This window comes from Microbacterium sp. Ag1 (genome assembly GCF_001005635.1).
Lineage (GTDB): Bacteria > Actinomycetota > Actinomycetes > Actinomycetales > Microbacteriaceae > Microbacterium > Microbacterium oxydans.
Genome location: NZ_LBCR01000028.1, coordinates 238,234 through 256,091 on the forward strand (window position 1 = coordinate 238,234; position 17,858 = coordinate 256,091).

Sequence of the window (17,858 nt, forward strand, 5' to 3'; positions counted from 1 at the left end):
GGCCCCGTTCCCTCCAGAGGAGTCGTCTTGTCTCGCATCCGTCCGTACCGCCCCACCGATCGTGCCGCGCTGTACGAGATCTGCGTGAAGACGGCCGATGCCGGAGCGGATGCCACCGGCGTCCTCTCCGACGACTCGCTGTGGGGCGACCTGTTCGCCGTGCCCTACGCCGAGCGTCATCCGGACCTCGCGTGGGTGGTCGAGAGCGACGACGAGCGGACGATCGGCTACATCGTGGCGACCGACGACACCGACGCCTTCTACACGTGGTTCCGAGAGGAGTGGTGGCCCGCCCTCGAGGCCCGCTACCCGCGACCGGCCGAGATCGTCACCCGCGAGGATAGGATGATCGACTACGGCTACAGCCGCGCGGCCGGCATCGAGCCGAACGTCGTCGACCACCCCGCCCACCTGCACATCGATCTGCTTCCGGAGACCCAGGGGCAGGGACTCGGGCGCCGACTCATCGAGACGCTGTTCGCCGAGCTGACCCGACGCGGAGTGCGCGGCCTGCACCTCGGCATCGACCCGGACAACACGGGCGCAGCCGCCTTCTACGAGCGCCTCGGCATGACGCGACTGCCGGCGGAACCGGGCGGACAGATCTACGGCGTGCGCTTCGACGACTGAGCGGAGGACCGCGCCCGACACGAACGAGAAAAGCCCCCGCTGGCGCGGAGGCTTTTCTCGTTTTCGGCGGTGACGGGGGGACTCCGGTGCTCGCTGCGCTCGCGCCTCCCCGAATCCCCAGCGCTCGATGAATACGAGAAAAGCCCCCGCTGGCGCGGAGGCTTTTCTCGTTTTCGGCGGTGACGGCGGGATTCGAACCCGCGGTTGCTTGCACAACACACGCTTTCCAAGCGTGCTCCTTCGGCCGCTCGGACACGTCACCAAGGAACAACCTGTCCATCCTATCCGATGCGGGGAGGGCTGCGTGACAGGGCGTGAGTCCGCACGTGAACGTCCATCGATGTGAAATATTGCACGTCACCCGTCACGTGTATAGCCTCATGTGAGGACGTATCGTCTTCGATCGCGATACGACGTTTCTCTGGGGGAAGCATGCAGGCGAGTTCGACGATGACGAGACGCAGCCACCGCACCGTGGCGGCTTTCGAGCAATACGTGAGCGGACGGCGTGCTCTCGGCGATGGGGCGGTGTTCTTCCTCGAGACGGCGACGCATCTGGCCGATGTGCTCCGGGAGGCGGGGCGGAACGACGTCGTGTTCACGCCGTCGCGTTCGACCTCCTTCGCGCAGGAGAACGTCATGGAGTACGGCGGTCGTTTCCGCGAGCCGGGTGACCGGCTGGTGCTCGACACTCATCACGTCGTCGAGCTGCAGGAGTACGTCGCCGCGCCGTTCCTCTCGATCGTCTCGCCCACCGTCATCCGTCAGGGAAGCGCCGAAGGGCTTGCTGCCTTCCTCAGCGATGCCGACACGGCCAGAGACGACGGGATCTTCGTCGGCCAGCTGCTGAGCCCCATGGCGACTCTGGAATCCCGCGCGTCGTTCCTCGCCAGCGCTGCGTGCGGTGGCGGCCTCGTCCGCGTGCACGTGACGGCGGACGGAGAGTATCGCGACGGCCCGGACGGAGCGCTACTCGGCCAGGTGGGCGACGCGAGAGCGGAAGTGCGGGTCGCCGCCGACGGAGTCGGCGGGCGCGGAAGGCCGTTCGCCCGCATCATGGATCCTCGCGTGCTCGATGCAGACCTCGACGACCGTCCGTGGTTCGGGCGCTACCTGGCAGCGCTCGATGCGCTGCGGGATTGGCGCGGGAGCCGTGGCCGTCCGACAATCTCCGGCTTCGGGGGACACCTCATCAGAGCCTTGGACGAGAGTGGGGCGTTTCCCGTCGTCGTGTCGGCCGACGCTCCTCTGCTCATGACGGACGACGGAGAGGAGTATGTCCTGGTCGATCCGCATCGCCGCATACATCTCCGACTCGGAATCGATGCTGCGCGGGCAACCGAATGTCTGCTGGCCACCGGAGACGAGTCATCGGCGACAGGGTTGATGGCCTTCGAACTCGGCGTGCGGCCGACGGGCATCGCGCCGCTGATGCACAGACTCGGCGACCGGCTGCGCGATGCGGGGATCGATCTCGGCGTGAGTCGGCGGGACGCCTCCTGATGCCCGGGCAGAGCGCGACGGATCCGCACCTCCTCGGAGCGCGAGCATTCCGGGAGTGGATCACCGGAGAGCGGGAGCATCACTCACGGATCTTCTTCGTGGAGCGCGGTGCTGAGACGGATGCCGTCCGCCACGTGGCGGGTAGCGACGACCTGGTCCTGCTGCCCGAGGGCACCCCGTCGTGGGAGGGCGTCGCCGGCGTCGGCAGGTACGACGGCGCCGTGAGTGAGCCCGGGGACGAGGTGTTCTTCGGTGAGCGCGGCGTCGAGTTCCAGGACTACGTCGCTGCGGCGTTCATCCAGATCATCGGGCCCACGGCGGTCCGGTTCTTCGACGCCTCCAGCTGGCAGGCCTTCATCGACGACGCGGAACTCGCTCGGGACACGGGGGTGTTCCCGACGGCGTTGATCGATCCGCGCGTGCTCTTGGCCGATCGGCACACGCTCGCGGCGCCCGACGGTTCCGATGTCCCGAGCGCGTTGCGCATCGGTGACGACGGAGCCGTCAGAGCCGGCGTGCAGGGCGAGGTTCTCGGAGACGTCGGCGACCTGCCTGCGATCCTCGCCACCCCGTTGCCGCGCGCGGCCTCCCTGTCCGGCATCGCGCCGAGGGAGCGGATCGCCGGCGACCTGGCGGCTCACGAGTGGATCGGGCGCTACCTCCGGGCCACCGACCTCATCAAGATGCTCGGGCTCGGGAACGGGACGGCGCGGATCTCGGGCTTCGGCTGGCTGCTCGTCGACGACGACCTCGCCGACGCCGAGCCCCGCTCATCGGACCCCTTCCTCCTCGACACCCCGGAAGGCTTCGTACTCGCGGACACGACGACTCTGCGTCGTCAGCTGCTCTCACCGCAGACGGCCCGCGTCGTGGCTCTCGTCCAGACCTCGAGCACTCCGGACCGCGCGACGGATCGCGTGGCCCGGACGCTCGGCATTCCGGACGACCACGCCAGAGTGCTGTGCCGCGAGGCGGTCATCGCGCTGGGGATCCACGGCGGCAGACCTCTCTCCGGACGTCTTATTGAGGAGGCGTCACGATGACCGCACCGCACGCCCTGTGGACGTCGATGCTCCCCGCCGACACGACGTTCACGCCGGATCGCATCGCCGTCGGCGCCACCGGACACCGGATCGCGTTCGCCGACGGCTCCACGCGCCTGTGCGCCACGAGCGGACTCTGGAACGTGCCGCTCGGTTTCGGGAACCCGGCCATCGGCGAGGCCGTCGCCAGGGTCACGCGTGACGCGTCGTACCTGTCGCTGTTCCGGGCGCCGCATCGCTACGCCGAAGACGCGGCGGATGCCCTCATCGAGCTCGCCGGTCCTGGCCGGTACGACCGCGTCATCTTCTCGACCTCGGGTGGCGCGGCGAACGACGCGGCCATGAAGCTCGCACGGCAGTACTGGGCGCAGACCGGCTCGGCGGCTCGGTCGCTGGTCGTGGGGTTGAAGGGCAGCTATCACGGCACCATGTACGGCAGCCACGTCCTCAGCGGGGACGACCTGTTGCAGTCCGTCTACGGCGTCGACCGTCGCGCGGTCCGCCACGTCTCCCACGCCGACGACGGCGAGGAGCTGGCTGCGCTGTTGCAGCGGGAAGGCACCAGAGTGGCCTCGGTGGTCGTGGAGCCCGTGCTCGGCAGCGGCGCATATGCGCTGTCCCGTGCGTTCGTCGAGCGCCTTCTCGCACTGCGCGAACAGTACGGATTCCTGATCGTCGCGGACGAGGTCGCGACGGGATTCGGGCGCACCGGGACCATGCTCGCCACCGACAGGTGGGCCGCGCCGCCCGATGTGCTCATTCTCTCGAAAGCGCTGACGAACGGCGTGATGGGTGCGGCCGCCCTCCTGATCGGTCCGCGTATCGCCACGGCATTCATCCGAGGCGGGTGGACGTTCGTGCACGGTGAGACGCAGGCCGGAACCCCGGCGTGTGCCGCGGCGATCGTCGCGGTGATCGAGGAACTGCGGCGCATCGACGTGGAGACCGTCACCCAGGCGCTCGCGACCGAGGTGCAGGACCTGGCCGCGCGGCTGAAAGCGGACGGCGTGGTGACCGAGATCACCGGGAGCGGATGCTTCGTCGGTCTGGGTCTGCGACACCCCGACGAGACGGGGCTGTCCGGCCCGGAGGTGCTGGAGGTCGTCTCGGCCATCGCCCGCTGCGGTGTGCTGGTGCAGCCGGGCCCGAGCTCCATCGAGCTGATACCCGCGTACGGATTCGACGCGGCGGAGCTCCGCGAGACCGAGACCGCGGTGCGAGCGGGGCTCGCCCACACGCGGGGTGCAGCGGCATGATCACGGACTTCTCGGCGCGTGTGCCCACGCTGTGGCACGGAGACGGGAGCGCATCGCGCACGATCACGCGCCTCACCGCCGGACACGACACCCTCGTGATCGCGGACGCGGCCGTCCCGTCGTCGCACCTGGCCGGATACGCGGCACGGCGGATCGACGTCGACGCGCAACGGGCGGACGTGACGACCGTGCGGGAGATCGCGCGGCAGATCATCCGCCGTCCGCCGCGGAGGGTCGTGGCCGTCGGGGGCGGGAGCGTTCTCGATGCGAGCAAGATCGCCGCGCTCGTGCTCGTGTCTCGACGGATGTTCGACTACGCCATCGGCCACGCGTCGCGATCGGCCCTCACCGTACTGCCCGATGCGGCGCCGGCCGTCGACCTCCTGGCCGTGCCGACCACGCTCGGCACCTCGTCGGAGACGAACTGCGTGGCCGTTCTCGAGAACGACCAGGGCTACCGTCTCATCGTCGGCCGTGCTCTGCGACCGCGGCATGCCGTGCTCGATCCGCGCCAGCTGAGCTCCCTCCCCTCCGCGGCGGTGACCGAGGGGGCGCTGGAGGCGTTCCTCCGTGTCGCCGGTGCCTCGACGAGTCCTCGGCGAACGGACAGAGCGCGCAGAGACGCCAGCGTCCTCGGCACGGCCCTCCTCGCGGCGGCGTCGCACGACACCGTCTCGACTGCGGGACGATCGCGTCTGGCACGTCTCAGCGCCGCCACGCAGCGCACATCGGCGCTGCGTGGCGGCGATCCCTTCAGCGCGCGGCACTGGTACCTCGCGAACGAGGTGGCGTTCCGACTGGGCGTTCGCAAGATGGTCGCCACGGCGGCGGTCTGCGGCGCCGTCTGGCGCCGCATCGGCGCCGGGGACTCACGGTGGGGCGATGCGCGCAGCCTGGAGCGCTTCTGGACCGAGGTCGCCGGCGTGATCGACCTGCCCATCGATCCCGCCACCGGCATCGAGGCACTCGTCGAGCGATGGCGGATCCCGCTTCCGTCACGCCCCGCGGCCCATGAGATGCGCCACATCGCACTCACCACGGAGCGCGCATGGGGAAACCGACAGCCGATGCTCCCCGGCCTGGTCGAAGGCGACTTCCACGACGTGCTCCGCGAATCCCGCTGGAGCAGCCACGCGGTCGGTGCAGGTGACCGACCGTCGATGTTCGAGCCGAAGGAGGTGAAGTGAATGAAGGAGAACACGCAGAAGACGATCCAGTTCCAGGAGCTGGACGCGATGGAGGCGCCGAGCTGGGACAGCTTCTATCAGGGCGTGATCGGTGCTCTGGTCCTCATCGGGATCGGCGCGGCCGCTGCCACCTGACGCGATCCCGACGAGGTGGTCGACATCGGAAAGGAGGAAACATGCAAGCCGCAATGCCGACGCTCGAATTCACAGAGCTCGAAGCCATGGACGCGCTGAACGACACCGATGACTACATGCGGGGATTCGCCGTGGGCGTCATCATCGGAATTCTCGCTCTGACCTAGACAGCTGCCGAACGGACCAATCGAAGGAGGTGCACTGTGCAGACGACGTCGCTGGAGTTCTCGGAACTCGAACAGATCGACGCGCCCACCGAATGGTGGGAGCACGCGAGCTACATCATCGCCATCATCGGCGGGGCGGCAGCCATCGCGACCTGACCGGAGTGCGGGCGGGTCCTCTCGCCCGCACTTCCCGTCCGATCCCAGAGAGGCCATGAACCGAATGCCAGACCTGATCACCGACACCGTGTCGGCACTGCTCGACGGCGCCGATGCCGTGGCGCAGCCGCTCGACCTGTACACCGGGGCGGGGACGGACTTCTACGAGCGGCTCGTCGGCCCTGATCGCGTGGAGGTCCGCGAGGTGCTGGGGCTCGCGAGAGTCACCGCCGACCCCGTGCTCGACATCGCGGCGGGGAGCGGGCGACTGACGATCCCGCTGCTGAGATCCGGCAAGCAGGTGACCGCGATCGACACCTCGCGAGACATGCTCTCGCACCTCCGTCGTGCGATGCCCGACCATCCGAGGCTCGACTGCGTCGTCGCGGACATGCGCGATTTCCACCTCGGACACCGCTACGGGCTCATCGTGCTCGGAGCCACATCCGTGACCCTGCTCGACCGCGAGGATCGATCGCTGCTGTTCGCGCGCGTGCATGAGCACCTCACCCCGGACGGGGTCTTCGCCCTGACCGTCGCGGGTGGCGCCGCCGCGGAGAGCCTGGCGTCGGCGAGAGACGAGGAGATCACGGTCCCCGGACCCGCCGGAACGGACACCTATCTCTTCTCGCAGCAGATCGAGGAAGGCGGCGCCGTCCGCGTGGTCAACTGGGTTCGAGCGTCCGACATCGCCGCCGGTGCATCGGTGCCCGTGCTCACCAGCCGCTTGCACGTACTCGGTCACGAGGTCCTGTCGAGCGAACTCGTCGAGGCGGGATTCGCCGCGCCCGATGTCGCTCCCGTCCGTTCGCCGGGGGGAACGGACATCCTCCTGCTCACGACATCGCGAGGTCGCTCCCAGGGAGGCACGGGATGACGGCGGTTCTTCGGAAGCTCTCCCGTAGGCGGGCATCCCCGGCGACGGAGCCGCTGGGAGCCGACACCTGCCCGCTGCTGGCCCACGGTGTCGTCTTCGAGAGCACGGGCGAGGACGCGGCGTGGATCGCCGTCGTCGACGGCGTGCCATCGTCGAGGGTGTCGCCCGCGGTCATCGAACTGCTGACGGCGATGGACGGCGGGACCACGGTGCAGGCCCTGCACCGACGGTTCGCCGCGTCGGAATCGCCGGAGAGCTTTCTGCGACTGGTCGGACGGTTCCGGGACAACGGACTGCTCGAGGGCGGTGCGAAGCGCGCACCCGGGCGCATCAGCTACCGGCCGCCGTTCACCCTGCAATTCGCGACCCTTCGCGCGCCCACCCTCTTCGCACGTCTCGACGGCGCAGTCTTCCGCCCGTCCTCTCGCGTGCTTGTGGCATCTGTGGCCGTGCTCCTCTGTGCCGGGTTGGTGGCCGCGATCCTGCAGGCCGGCGACCTGCGAGACGTCCTCACCCGGCCGTTGCCGCTGGGTGCGGTGCTGACGCTGATCGTCCTGCTCTCGCTCATCACCCTGCTCCACGAGGGTGCTCACGGGCTCACCCTCACCAGGTTCGGCGGCAGTCCCCGACGAGCCGGGTTCATGATCTTCTATCTCACACCCGCGTTCTTCGTCGACGTCACGGACGGATGGCGTCTCGCCGACCGACGACACCGCGTGGCCGTCGCGCTCGCAGGTCCGGCGGTGCACGCCGTCGTGGCGGCGGCCGCGGTGCTGCTCGCGCTCGCCGCGCCCCGGTCCACGGTCAGAGACGTGCTGCTGCTTCTGGCCACGTCCTGCGTCGTCATCGTGCTCGTGAACCTCATCCCGTTCGTGCGATTCGACGGCTACATCGCCCTGATGAACGCCCTCGACACGCCGAACCTCCGTGCCAGGACCATCAGCGACGGTGCGAACGCGCTGAGCCGCCGGCTGTTCGGCGGAGCGCCGGTGAACCGGAGCGTGCAGACGTGGTGGAGCGTGCCGTTCGGTCTCACGAGCCTGCTCGCCCCGGTCGTGATGGTCGTGCTCGTGGTGACCAGGACGGTGCACGCGTTCGCCGACGGGGGACCGGTGCTCGGTCTGTTCGTGGTCGCGCTCGAAGCCGTCGTCGTCCTGGTGGGCTGCGGACTGCTGGTGCGCGCGCTCTCCCGCGTGCTGGGCTCCGGCGTCTCCCGAGTCCGCTTCGTCGGAGTGGGTTTCGCCCTGGCTGCGGCGGTCGTGATCACCGGCACGCTGCTGCCCGTTCCCGCCACGGCGACGTTCGGGTTCGTCGCCGACGACGGTCGGGTGAGCCTCGTCCAGGGAGGCGAAAGGACCGCGGTCGAGGTGCCCGACGGCGCCCGCGTGCTGTTGAGCAGTCGCGGCATCCTCATGAACGAACCGCTGGGGGTGGGCAGTGTCCGCCCCCAGCCGCCGCAACCGATCACGGTTCCCGTGGACGCCCTGTTCCCCGTCAGAGCCGAGGGACTGACTGTTCCCGCCGTGGTCGTCGGGACCGTCGACGTGGAGATGCCGGAGCGGAGACTCCCGTCGACCGGCCAGGCCCGTATCGACCTCGGAACGACCAACGTGTGGCAGATGCTCTGGATGCGGGGTGTGATGGCGCCGCTGTCGCCCCTGTGGGCAGAAGAGGAGGAGAGGCAATGAAGACGAACCAGCCTGCGATCGAGGTGCGAGCGCTCACCAAGAGATTCGGGCATCGGGCGGCGGTCGAGGACCTGTCGTTCGCCGTGCCGCGCGGTTCGATCGTCGGTCTGCTCGGGCCGAACGGCGCGGGCAAATCGACGACCCTGCGGGCCATCGTCGGTCTGCTCAGGCCCACGAGCGGCGACTGTCTGATCGACGGGGAGCCGTTCGCGGCGCGGCGCGATCCGGCGTCGCGCGTAGGAGTGCATATGGACGGCTTCGGGTTCGAACCGGGCATCACCGCGCGGCGGCATCTGGAGATCTGCCGACTCGCAGCCGGCGCGCCCCGTCGACGCGTGGACGAGGTGCTCGAAGAGGTCGGCCTCGCGGATGATGCCCGTCGTCGGGTGAAGGCCTTCTCGACGGGCATGACGCAGCGACTCGGTCTGGCGGCCGCACTGATCGGCTCTCCACGCACCCTCATCCTCGACGAGCCGGCGAACGGCCTCGATCCCGACGGCATCCGCTGGCTCCGCCGTTTCCTCCGTGACTTCGTCGCGCGGGGAGGGACGGTCCTGGTCTCCAGCCATCAGCTCCCGGAACTCGAACAGGTCGTCGACCAGGTCGTGGTCATCAAGCGTCGCGCGCTCTTCGCCGGCCCGCTCAGCGAGCTCGTGGCGGGAGACGTCGACTCGCTCGAGAGCAGGTATTTCGATCTCGTCGAGGGAGCATCGGCATGAGGGGTGTCATCCGCGGGGAGATGCTGCGGTCCGTGAGCGGTCCCTCGGTTCTCGCCGTCTACCTCGTCGCGGTGCTCATGCCGCTGTTCGTGCTCTTCTCCGACGGGTCGCGCTTCGACCTCGAGGGTGTCGCCGCCGGCGTGGCGACCTCTCGTCTCCTCGAGCCGCTGGCGTGGTCGGTGATCTCCGCCGCGTTCGTCAGCGCCTACGCGGTGACCAGGGAGTACTACTACGCGTCGATGGACAGGACGCTCACGGCAGTGGGGTTCCCGCGAACCTTCGGCGGAAAACTCGTGGCAGGCGTGGCGGTGGCCGTCGCCCTGTCGCTCGGTGTCTTCGCGCTGTGGACCGCGGGCGTCTTCGTCTTCCTCGTTCAGGACGGTGTGGCTCCGACCCTCACCCAGGAAGCCTGGCGCATCTACGCGGGGGCTCTCGTCGGCACGATTCTCGGTGCGCTCATCGGCGGCGCGATCGGCTGGATCACGCAGAACTACTACGCCACGGCGATCATCGTCCTCGTGTTCCCGATGGCGCTGGAGTCCGCACTGCTGCGCACGGCGCCGGAGGTCGCGAAGTTCTCGCCCGGCATGGCCATCGCCGCCATCGGTGTGCCCGGGTATCAGCGCAGGCTGCTGGAGCTCGCCCCTGCCGTCGCCGTCGGGCTCGCGTGGACGCTCGGGCTGCTCGCGATCGCCTGGGTGCGAGGGCGCCGGAGCGCTGCGTGATCGGTCGGGCTCTGCGGGCTCAGGCGCGCAGCCTCGCGGGTGATGTCGTCCTCCTCGGGGTCGCGGTCGCGGCGTTCGCGATGTCGCTCACCCTGGCGGCGAGCATCCCGTCCGAGGTCGCGAACGCCTCCGTCGACGCCCGCGCGGAGCTCGCAGCCCCGCTCAGCACCGTCCTCGCGACCTACGCGGGGATCCTCGCCGCCGTCTACGGCTCGTTCCGGTACACGATCGACCGTCGGGACGGGGTGGTCGCGCAACGTCTGACGATGCAGCGACGGTGGGTGATGCTCCTGGTCAGGACGATCACGTGCGCGATGGGCGGTGCCGTGGTCGCGCTCGCGGCCGTGCTCGGCGGACACTCGGCGCTGACGATCGTCATGGGAGGACTCCCGGTGGAGTGGTCGGTGCTTCTCTCCACCCTCGTGCTCGGCGCGTTCGCCTCCCTCTGGGGCATGGGGATCGGACTCATCGTGCAAGCCCACCTCGCGGCACTCTTCGTCTCGGCTCTCTCGATGGGGGTGGCGGTCATCGTCGCGATGTTCTGGAGCACCGGTGCCGCGTATCTGCCGCTTCTCGCATTGCTCGAAGGCTTCCGGTTCGACATGGGCGCAGTGGGGATCCCACCGCATCAGGAGCTGACCGGGCCTGTCGCTCTCCTGGTCTCCGCCGGATGGGTGCTCGCCGCACTGATCGCGGGAGGAGCCGCTTTCCTTTCCCGCGACGTGAGATGACCGCGCGACGGGGGATACGGGTGGCGCAGGCGGACGACGTAAAATCCCTAGGTGGCAACACCAAAGATCGTCCTCTTCTACGCGTTCACCCCTCTGGCCGACCCGGATGCCGTGCGCGTCTGGCAGCGTGACCTCGGCGAGGCACTCGGCCTGCGCGGACGCCTGCTCATCTCGAAGGACGGCATCAATGGCACGCTCGGCGGCGACATCACCGCGCTCAAGAAGTGGCTGCGCTCGTTCCGCTCATACCGCCCGTTCGCCGGTGCCGACATCAAATGGAGCGAGGGGACCGGTCTGGACGCCGAGGGTCGCAGCCTCGACTTCCCGAAGCTCAGCGTCAAGGTGCGTGACGAGATCGTGTCGTTCGGCGCACCGGGGGAGCTTCGCGTCGACGAGGACGGTGTGGTCGGCGGCGGCACCCGGCTGACCCCGGAGGAACTGCACGGCCTCGTGGAAGAGCGCGGCGACGACGTGGTGTTCTTCGACGGGAGGAACGCCCTCGAGGCGCAGATCGGGCGCTTCCGCGGGGCTGTCGTGCCCGACACCGAGACCACCAGGGACTTCGTCGAGCTCCTCGACTCCGGCGTCTACGACGACTTGAAGGGCAAGCCCGTCGTCACGTACTGCACCGGTGGCATCCGCTGCGAGGTGCTTTCCAGCCTGATGACGGCCCGCGGGTTCGGTGAGGTGTATCAGCTCGAAGGCGGCATCGTCCGATACGGCGAGAAGTTCGGCGACGACGGGCTCTGGGACGGATCGCTCTACGTGTTCGATGGTCGAGGGTCCGTCGACTTCTCCGACCACGCAGCCGTCATCGGGGAATGCGTCGGGTGCGGCGCGCCGACCAAGCGCACCGCGAACTGCCCCGATCTGTCGTGTCGATCGCAGTTCGTGGTCTGCGAAGGCTGCGACGCCGTGCGCTGCACCGCTCACGCCGCCTGAGCGGTCGGCACCGCGGCACTGCTCAGGCCGTCGTCACGCCCGGCTCGGCGGCTCGCGGAGCGTACAGGGAACGCGGCAGCACCACCGCCTGCACCCTCGTCCTGCGGTCGGCGCTCCGACGCAATCCGGTCAGCACCTCCTTCAGGGGCTCGGAGAGATCGTCGGCCCTCTCGTCGGCGCGGGCGTAGTTCGAGCGCTCGACCGCGTCCGTGAGCTGCCGCATCGCCTCGGCAGGGACCTGATGCTGTGCCACCAGGCCGGCTGCGCGCACTCGGGGGGTGTCGGCGTCCGAGACGGGGATCTGCAGGTCGATCAGCGTATCCCGCAACTCGGCCCATGCAGCCGCGGAGTCCCCTCGGCGCGCTCTGCTCAGGCGCATGCGGCGTTCCACGAGGCGGATCATCGCAGGAAGCAGGAGCACCACGGCGACGCCGAACGCAGTGAAGACGACCGGCGTCGGGTCGAGGCGACGCAGCTCGTCGCTGCTGGCCGAGTCGCCTCCGGCGTCGTTGCGATCGATCTCCGGACCGGACGTCTCCTCGGCCTGCGGCGCCGTGGTCGGAGCGGGTGTCGACGGGGTTCCGGCGCTGCCGCCCTGCGTCGCTCCGGGACGGAACGCGGTGGGCACGCCCAGGGAGGCGGTGGGCTCGAAGGGCACCCATCCGATGCCGGGGAACAGCACCTCCGGCCAGGAGTGCAGCCGGTCGCTGGTCACGGAGAACACCGACTCGCTGCCGCGCTTCTCGTCGGTGAGGGAGCCGGGGAGGTACCCCACGACGATGCGCACCTGCATGTCGAGGCTCTCCGCCATCAGAGCGAACGCTCCGGCGAAATGCACGCAGTATCCGGAGCGGACGTCGAGGAACTCCGCGACGGCGTCGGCTCCCGTCCCGTCGAAGCCCTCTTCCACCGGCGTCTCGAGTGAATAGGTGAACTGCGAGCGGAACCAGTTCTGCAGCGCGACGAGCCGGTCGTAGTCGGTGCTCGCGGCCGCGGTCACATCGTCGGCGAGCTCGCTGATGATGCCCGGCAGCTCGACCGGTTCGGCGTCGGGTTCGACCACCGGCGACGCGGCATCGACCGCCCTGATCTGTTCGAGGGTGGGGATGAGCCGCGTGGAGGTGACCGTGTAGTCGTTGCCGACGGCGTCCGCGCCCCGGGAGTAGAGCGTGCGATTGTCCGGAGCGATCCGCCACGCGTCGCTGAGGCCCTGCACGGCGGTTGCGGGATAGGGCACGGGTAGCCAGGAGCTCGACATCCGCAGCACCCTGATCGACGTGTTCTGTTCCTCCGTCGCGATGTCCTCTGCCCATTCCGGGGGCCCGAACCCGTCGTCCTGCGCCTGCAGATCGCTGTCGTCGGGCTGCCAGACGCGGCCGTCGAAGCGGGAGAGGGTGGTCAGGCGCAGGTAGGGCGCGGTCTCGCCCTCGGCGGCCACCGTGAGCACCTCGACCGGGTTCGGCTGTCGCAGATCGTCTCCGAGGCGCAGCGAGGCGTCCACGGTCACCCCGGTTCCGTTGCCGGCGAGGCTCGCGGTGACGGGAAGCAGTGGGGCGATGGCCACGGTCGTCGCAAGCGCGGCAGCCCCCACCGCCACAGCCAGAGACGTCGACGAACGGCGAGGGGACTCGGGATGCTTCCTGGCCGTGTAGCGGAGCAGCAGCAGTGCGATCACGCCGAACAGGACGAACCAGGCGACGTTGGTGTCGCCGAGCGTGACGATCATCGGCACCGCGCCGACGACTCCGGTCAGGAGCACCGCCAGCACGGCCGAGCGGTGCGCCACGAGGTGGTCGAGCAGGATGGCGACCACCGCGAAGCCGACGCCCATCGCGGCCGCGAGGCCGGGGGACGGGTCCAGAGGAGCGGACCCGAACACGACCGCTTCGACCGCGGAGGCGCCCAGCACGCCGAACAGCGTCGCGGTCTCCGATGTCGGGATGATGCCGAAGAGAGCCGTATCGCCGGCGATGAGCAGCGTCACCACGGCGACGGCGACCACGATCTGCACAGCGAGCGTGGCGAGGTCCTGCACCCAGGCGGCCCGGCGACGCAGCAGGTGCCGCGCGAGCATTCCCGACCCGGCCACGGCGACGATGACCGCGATCACGGTGAACGACCACGCCCCGGGTGCGATCACCGAGGTGAACGGCCACATGGCCACGAGTGCCGCCGTCGCCGCGAGCGCCCCGGGGCCGACGGCCCCGGGGGGATCGTCGTGGTCGCGGTGCCAGAACGCCGGCCTGCGCTCGACGGCGGCGGGGCTCGGCGGAGCGTGCTCAGCGCGGAACATCGCCGACTCCGATCCGTGCGGAGACGGCATCCTCCCACGCGGCCGAGATGTCCTCGCCGAGGGGCGCGACGGTCCACCCATGACGTGCCGCCGCTTCGGTGGCCCCCGGAAGAAGCTCGGTGCTGAACAGCATCGGCGCTGCGGCGCCCGCCGACCTCAGCAGTGTGGCGTCCTCCTCATCGAGGCGCCCGGAGATGTAGACGAGCGGTCCGGGAGGCGTGCCTCCGATGAGTGCCATCAGGTCGCGGTTCTCCCCGCGAGGCGTGACCATCGCGAGCGCTGCGAGCAGGCTGTCGCGGTCGTCCTCGTGCCCGCGGAGGGCGCCGAGCAACGTGCCTGCGCTGTCGATCACGTCGACGCTGTACCCCTCGGAGGCCAGATGCACGGCCGCGGAAGCGCACAGCGAGACGGCGGATTCGAAGGCAGGATCGACGTCGCTCCCCTGGGTATCCCAGCGGCGCCCGCTCCGGTCCAGCACGACCACCGCGTCGGGGCTGGACTCCTCCTCTTCCTGGCGAACCATGAGCTGACCGCGGTGTGCCGTGGCACGCCAGTGGATGCGCCGCATCGAATCCCCCGGGATGTAGCCGCGCGGCGAGAGGTTGTCACTGCCCTGTCCGAGCCTGGTCGATGAGGTGTGCGCTGTCCCCCCGGCCGCCCCGACCCGCACGGCCAGCGGGGCGAGGGCGAACACCTCTGGCACCACGGTGACGCTCCGGGTCTCGCCGAACGCCTGCTCACGCTGGGCCAGCCCGAACGGGTCGACGGTGCGCAGCATCAGCGGACCCAACGGCCAGACGCCTCTTCTGACACCGGTGATCAGGTAGCTGAGCTGCCCGTTCTCCGGAGGATACTCGCCGCCGGAGTCGCCCGACACCGCGTCGGGGAGCACATCGTGCCAGAGCCCGCGGGGGACGCGGATCGCGCGCAGCGAGAAGCGCACGGTCACGCGGGACGTCTCGGACACCGTCAGCAGATCGGTGGAGATCTGCCGCGTGACGGTGCCGGATCGTCGGGGCAGCCTGACGGCGAGGAGGGAGAAGAGCGTGACCGCCGCCAGCAGCACGCCGAGGTACAGCAGGATGCGGGTGCCCAGCAGGTTCGCGGCGATCATGCAGCAGAGCGCGGCGACGAGCGCTCCGGCGCCGCGACCGGTGAGGGCTCGTCGTCGTCGCATGATCGGTGTGTCAGGAACGGGTCGCGACGGGTACGCGCACCCACTCGACGATCTGGGTGAGAGCGGCCTCGACGGGCTGGGCTCCCGTGCGATGTGCGCCGCGCGCCGGAAGCAGACGGTGCGCGAGGACCGGGATGAGCAGGGCAGTGATGTCATCGGGGATCACGTAGTCGCGGCCGTCGAGCGCCGCCCACACCTTCGCCGCCCTGACCAGCTGCAGCGTGGCCCTGGGGCTGGCGCCGAGGTGGAGGTTCGGGTCGTTGCGCGTCGCCTGCGCGAGGGCGACCGTGTACTCCTCGAGGGCCGGCGCGACGTGCACGGACCGTGCCCATGCGATGAGCTGCGAGATCGAGGACGCATCGGCGACGGGCGAGACGGCGGCGAGCGGGCTCACCACGTCACGCTGGCGCAGCATGAGGGCCTCGGCCGCGGCGTCGGGGTATCCCATCGAGATGCGCATCATGAACCGATCGCGCTGCGCTTCGGGGAGGGCGTACGTGCCCTCCATCTCCAGGGGGTTCTGGGTCGCGACGACCAGGAACGGCTGGGGGAGCTGGTGGGTGGAGCCGTCGACCGTGACCTGGCCCTCCTCCATCGCCTCCAGCAGGGCGGACTGCGTCTTGGGGGAGGAGCGGTTGATCTCGTCGGCGATCACGATGTGCGCGAACACGGCACCGCGCTTGAACTCGAACTCGCGGTCGACCGGGTTGTAGACCGAGACGCCCGTGACGTCGCCCGGCAGCAGATCCGGGGTGAACTGGATGCGTCGCACCGTCGCGTCCACGCTGGCGGCGAGAGCCCTGGCGAGCATCGTCTTCCCCACGCCGGGAACGTCCTCGATGAGCAGGTGCCCTTCGGCGAGCAGGCATACGAGAGCGCTGCGCACCGCATCCGGTTTCCCGTCGATGACCTGGCCGATCGAACCGAGGATGGCCGACGTCTGCGCGGCGAAGCGTTCGGCGTCGATCGTCACCGGCATCAGGGGGGCGTTCTCTGGCATGCGTTCCCTCTCACATCGCGGCGCTGCGGTGCGCGTCACTCGATCGTAACCCTGCGCACGATGCGCCGCTCTGGCAGGTTCCCCTGAGGATGCGTGCACCGGATAGGCGCGCAGGGGAGCGCGGTTCGAAACGCGGCGCCGGTCGGGTTAGGATGGTTGACGGCTCTCCGCGTGGCGGCATCCAGGCCAATTCCCCCAGGGCGGAAACGCAGCAAGGGTAACCGGGCTCTGCTGGGTGCGCGGAGGGTCACTTTCCTTTCCGGCGGGCGGGTCCGTCCGACGCTCAGTCGTCTCCTGGCTGCACCTGCGACAATCGTCCGGTGACCGTCACCCCGCCTCAGGAGCAGCACCCGCTCGGCCGATTCGCCTCACCGGTGCTGCTGCTCGTGGCCATGTGGGTCGTGCAGTTCGCCGACGCGATCCTCCCCGGCTCCTTCACCGGCTTCGGGTTGCGCTCCTGGGACGCCTCCGGACTCGGGGGCATCGTGCTCGGGCCACTCCTGCACGCGAACTGGCAGCATCTCATCGCGAACTCGGTGCCGTTCCTGGTGCTCGGGTGCCTCGTCGCCGTGGAGGGCACCCGCCGGTTCTGGGCCGTCACGGCCGTCGTCGCGCTCGTCGGCGGCATCGGCACCTGGGTGTTCAACGCGCCGGGCACACTCACGGTCGGCGCATCGGGGCTGGTGTTCGGCTACTTCGGCTATGTCGTCATGCGGGTGTTCGCCCCCGGCCGCGTCGCGCACCGCATCCTGTACGCCGTGATCGCCGTGGTCGTGATCGGGGTGTACGGGGGATCGATGTTCGCCGGCGTCTTCGGTGTCGCCGAGGGCATCTCCTGGCAGGGGCACCTGTTCGGCGCCATCGGCGGCGGCGTGGCCGCCTTCGTCGGTCGCCGTCCGAGCGCCGAGCGCGGAGCCCTGCCCGTATGAGTGCCGCACCGGCGTCGCGAGCGAAGCGCAAGCCGGCGGCGAGGAAGACGACGCGGCGAGGAACCGCGAAGCGCCGGCGCAAGCCCGGTGCTCGACGCCAGGCGGCGAATCGCCTCCGGCGCCGGAAGATCGCGCAGCGCCTTCTGCTTTCCGCCGGTGCGCTCATCGTGGCCGTCGGCCTCTTCGTCCTGATCCCGCTCGGTCTCGCGCGCGATCCCGCACCGATCTGCATCGACGATCCGCAGACGTTCCCCGCGGCGGGGATCGAGGGCTGGAGCGGCGAGCAGCTCGAGAACGCCGCCACGATCATCCGCACGGCGGGGGCGCTCGGCTTCGGACGGGACGGGCAGATCCTCGGTGTGATGACGGCGATGGGCGAGAGCAGCCTGCGCAACATCGACTACGGCGACTGGGAGACGCGCGGATTCACGAACCCCGACGGTTCGCGCACCACCAGCATCGGACTGTTCCAGCAGCAGGAGTGGTGGGGCAGCGCCGAGCAGAGGATGGATCCCGCGACGGCGACGACGCTGTTCTTCGAGCGGCTCGGACGGCTCCCCGACTGGCAGACGATGGAGCCGTCGCACGCGATCCATCGGGTGCAGATCAACACCGACCGCGACTACTACTCCCGGTTCGGGGCCGACGCCACGGCTGTCGTCGACGCCCTGTCCGGACCGTGCGAGTGACGCCAGGCAAT

At 69.6% G+C, this 17,858-nt stretch carries 19 protein-coding genes, 1 tRNA gene and 1 other RNA gene; 17 read left to right on the top strand and 4 right to left on the bottom strand.

Going from position 1 to position 17,858, the window contains the following annotated elements; translation table 11 throughout:
• Window positions 1-27 precede the first annotated feature (27 nt).
• Window positions 28-630, top strand: coding sequence for a GNAT family N-acetyltransferase (locus tag AAY78_RS08640; protein WP_046747887.1), 603 nt, complete (start codon window positions 28-30; stop codon window positions 628-630).
• A gap of 177 nt (window positions 631-807) precedes the next feature.
• Here AAY78_RS08640 and AAY78_RS08645 read toward each other — a convergent pair.
• Window positions 808-892 (bottom strand) — tRNA-Ser (locus tag AAY78_RS08645).
• Window positions 893-1,080: 188 nt separating this feature from the next.
• Between AAY78_RS08645 and mpaB (AAY78_RS08650) the strand changes: the two genes are divergently transcribed.
• Genes mpaB (AAY78_RS08650) through trhO form a run of 13 tightly spaced genes read left to right on the top strand, consistent with a single transcriptional unit; the run spans window position 1,081 to window position 11,759 of the window.
• A complete protein-coding gene (gene mpaB, locus AAY78_RS08650) occupies window positions 1,081-2,133 on the top strand; it encodes a daptide biosynthesis RiPP recognition protein (RefSeq protein ID WP_231589685.1) in 1,053 nt (350 codons plus the stop codon).
• Window positions 2,130-3,176 (top strand): daptide biosynthesis RiPP recognition protein, encoded by a 1,047-nt coding sequence (gene mpaB / locus AAY78_RS08655; protein WP_442922339.1) that lies wholly within the window; start codon window positions 2,130-2,132, stop codon window positions 3,174-3,176. The genes mpaB (AAY78_RS08650) and mpaB (AAY78_RS08655) overlap by 4 nt, the downstream gene beginning before the upstream one ends.
• A complete protein-coding gene (gene mpaD / locus AAY78_RS08660; protein ID WP_052748704.1) occupies window positions 3,173-4,432 on the top strand; it encodes a daptide-type RiPP biosynthesis aminotransferase in 1,260 nt (419 codons plus the stop codon). The genes mpaB (AAY78_RS08655) and mpaD overlap by 4 nt, the downstream gene beginning before the upstream one ends.
• Window positions 4,429-5,619: a daptide-type RiPP biosynthesis dehydogenase gene (gene mpaC / locus AAY78_RS08665; RefSeq protein WP_046747890.1), complete on the top strand. Its 1,191-nt coding sequence runs from the start codon at window positions 4,429-4,431 to the stop codon at window positions 5,617-5,619. The genes mpaD and mpaC overlap by 4 nt, the downstream gene beginning before the upstream one ends.
• Window positions 5,620-5,754, top strand: a complete 135-nt coding sequence (gene mpaA1 / locus AAY78_RS20185) for an MpaA1 family daptide-type RiPP (RefSeq protein ID WP_257021926.1) — start codon at window positions 5,620-5,622, stop codon at window positions 5,752-5,754.
• Between the two features lie 41 nt (window positions 5,755-5,795).
• Entirely contained in the window at window positions 5,796-5,921 is a 126-nt protein-coding gene (gene mpaA2 / locus AAY78_RS20190; protein WP_257021928.1) for an MpaA2 family daptide-type RiPP, read from the top strand.
• A 36-nt stretch (window positions 5,922-5,957) separates the two neighbouring features.
• On the top strand, window positions 5,958-6,077 hold the full coding sequence (gene mpaA3 / locus AAY78_RS20235) for an MpaA3 family daptide-type RiPP (RefSeq protein ID WP_307723493.1): 120 nt from the start codon (window positions 5,958-5,960) through the stop codon (window positions 6,075-6,077).
• 55 nt (window positions 6,078-6,132) lie between these two features.
• Window positions 6,133-6,954: a daptide-type RiPP biosynthesis methyltransferase gene (gene mpaM, locus AAY78_RS08670; RefSeq protein ID WP_231589686.1), complete on the top strand. Its 822-nt coding sequence runs from the start codon at window positions 6,133-6,135 to the stop codon at window positions 6,952-6,954.
• Window positions 6,951-8,642, top strand: coding sequence for a daptide biosynthesis intramembrane metalloprotease (gene mpaP / locus AAY78_RS08675; RefSeq protein WP_046747892.1), 1,692 nt, complete (start codon window positions 6,951-6,953; stop codon window positions 8,640-8,642). The genes mpaM and mpaP overlap by 4 nt, the downstream gene beginning before the upstream one ends.
• Window positions 8,639-9,361, top strand: a complete 723-nt coding sequence (locus AAY78_RS08680; protein ID WP_046747893.1) for an ATP-binding cassette domain-containing protein — start codon at window positions 8,639-8,641, stop codon at window positions 9,359-9,361. Before mpaP ends, AAY78_RS08680 begins: the two co-directional genes overlap by 4 nt.
• Window positions 9,362-9,393: 32 nt before the next feature.
• Window positions 9,394-10,086, top strand: a complete 693-nt coding sequence (locus tag AAY78_RS08685; RefSeq protein ID WP_231589687.1) for an ABC transporter permease — start codon at window positions 9,394-9,396, stop codon at window positions 10,084-10,086.
• A complete protein-coding gene (locus AAY78_RS08690) occupies window positions 10,083-10,817 on the top strand; it encodes a hypothetical protein (RefSeq protein WP_046747895.1) in 735 nt (244 codons plus the stop codon). The genes AAY78_RS08685 and AAY78_RS08690 overlap by 4 nt, the downstream gene beginning before the upstream one ends.
• 51 nt (window positions 10,818-10,868) lie before the next feature.
• Window positions 10,869-11,759 (top strand): oxygen-dependent tRNA uridine(34) hydroxylase TrhO, encoded by an 891-nt coding sequence (gene trhO, locus AAY78_RS08695; RefSeq protein ID WP_046747896.1) that lies wholly within the window; start codon window positions 10,869-10,871, stop codon window positions 11,757-11,759.
• 22 nt (window positions 11,760-11,781) lie between these two features.
• Here trhO and AAY78_RS08700 read toward each other — a convergent pair whose 3' ends face one another.
• The 3 genes from AAY78_RS08700 to AAY78_RS08710 are packed head-to-tail and all read right to left on the bottom strand — an operon-like array spanning window position 11,782 to window position 16,229.
• A complete protein-coding gene (locus AAY78_RS08700) occupies window positions 11,782-14,052 on the bottom strand; it encodes a transglutaminase family protein (RefSeq protein ID WP_046747947.1) in 2,271 nt (756 codons plus the stop codon).
• Complete coding sequence (locus AAY78_RS08705) at window positions 14,039-15,229, bottom strand: DUF58 domain-containing protein (protein ID WP_046747897.1); 1,191 nt, start codon at window positions 15,227-15,229, stop codon at window positions 14,039-14,041. The genes AAY78_RS08700 and AAY78_RS08705 overlap by 14 nt, the downstream gene beginning before the upstream one ends.
• A gap of 10 nt (window positions 15,230-15,239) precedes the next feature.
• The gene (locus tag AAY78_RS08710) at window positions 15,240-16,229 is read right to left on the bottom strand and encodes an AAA family ATPase (RefSeq protein WP_046747898.1); all 990 of its coding nucleotides are present in this window, start codon (window positions 16,227-16,229) and stop codon (window positions 15,240-15,242) included.
• A gap of 158 nt (window positions 16,230-16,387) precedes the next feature.
• Here AAY78_RS08710 and ffs point away from each other — a divergent pair.
• The 3 genes from ffs to AAY78_RS08720 all read left to right on the top strand — a co-directional run bounded on the left by ffs (window position 16,388) and on the right by AAY78_RS08720 (window position 17,847).
• Window positions 16,388-16,484, top strand: an RNA gene (gene ffs, locus AAY78_RS19520) — signal recognition particle sRNA small type.
• Between the two features lie 65 nt (window positions 16,485-16,549).
• On the top strand, window positions 16,550-17,158 hold the full coding sequence (locus AAY78_RS08715) for a rhomboid family intramembrane serine protease (RefSeq protein WP_046747899.1): 609 nt from the start codon (window positions 16,550-16,552) through the stop codon (window positions 17,156-17,158).
• On the top strand, window positions 17,155-17,847 hold the full coding sequence (locus AAY78_RS08720) for a hypothetical protein (RefSeq protein WP_052748705.1): 693 nt from the start codon (window positions 17,155-17,157) through the stop codon (window positions 17,845-17,847). The genes AAY78_RS08715 and AAY78_RS08720 overlap by 4 nt, the downstream gene beginning before the upstream one ends.
• Window positions 17,848-17,858: the final 11 nt, after the last annotated feature.

What these genes read in the sequence shown, in the direction of transcription:
- mpaA1 (WP_257021926.1), top strand. Translation starts at nt 5,620, where the DNA reads ATGAAGGAGAACACGCAGAAGACGATCCAGTTCCAGGAGCTGGACGCG.
- AAY78_RS08680 (WP_046747893.1), top strand. Translation starts at nt 8,639, where the DNA reads ATGAAGACGAACCAGCCTGCGATCGAGGTGCGAGCGCTCACCAAGAGA.
- mpaM (WP_231589686.1), top strand. Translation starts at nt 6,133, where the DNA reads ATGAACCGAATGCCAGACCTGATCACCGACACCGTGTCGGCACTGCTC.
- mpaB (WP_231589685.1), top strand. Translation starts at nt 1,081, where the DNA reads ATGACGAGACGCAGCCACCGCACCGTGGCGGCTTTCGAGCAATACGTG.
- AAY78_RS08720 (WP_052748705.1), top strand. Translation starts at nt 17,155, where the DNA reads ATGAGTGCCGCACCGGCGTCGCGAGCGAAGCGCAAGCCGGCGGCGAGG.
- mpaA2 (WP_257021928.1), top strand. Translation starts at nt 5,796, where the DNA reads ATGCAAGCCGCAATGCCGACGCTCGAATTCACAGAGCTCGAAGCCATG.
- AAY78_RS08710 (WP_046747898.1), bottom strand. Translation starts at nt 16,229, where the DNA reads ATGCCAGAGAACGCCCCCCTGATGCCGGTGACGATCGACGCCGAACGC.
- mpaD (WP_052748704.1), top strand. Translation starts at nt 3,173, where the DNA reads ATGACCGCACCGCACGCCCTGTGGACGTCGATGCTCCCCGCCGACACG.
- AAY78_RS08705 (WP_046747897.1), bottom strand. Translation starts at nt 15,229, where the DNA reads ATGCGACGACGACGAGCCCTCACCGGTCGCGGCGCCGGAGCGCTCGTC.
- mpaC (WP_046747890.1), top strand. Translation starts at nt 4,429, where the DNA reads ATGATCACGGACTTCTCGGCGCGTGTGCCCACGCTGTGGCACGGAGAC.
- AAY78_RS08700 (WP_046747947.1), bottom strand. Translation starts at nt 14,052, where the DNA reads ATGTTCCGCGCTGAGCACGCTCCGCCGAGCCCCGCCGCCGTCGAGCGC.
- mpaP (WP_046747892.1), top strand. Translation starts at nt 6,951, where the DNA reads ATGACGGCGGTTCTTCGGAAGCTCTCCCGTAGGCGGGCATCCCCGGCG.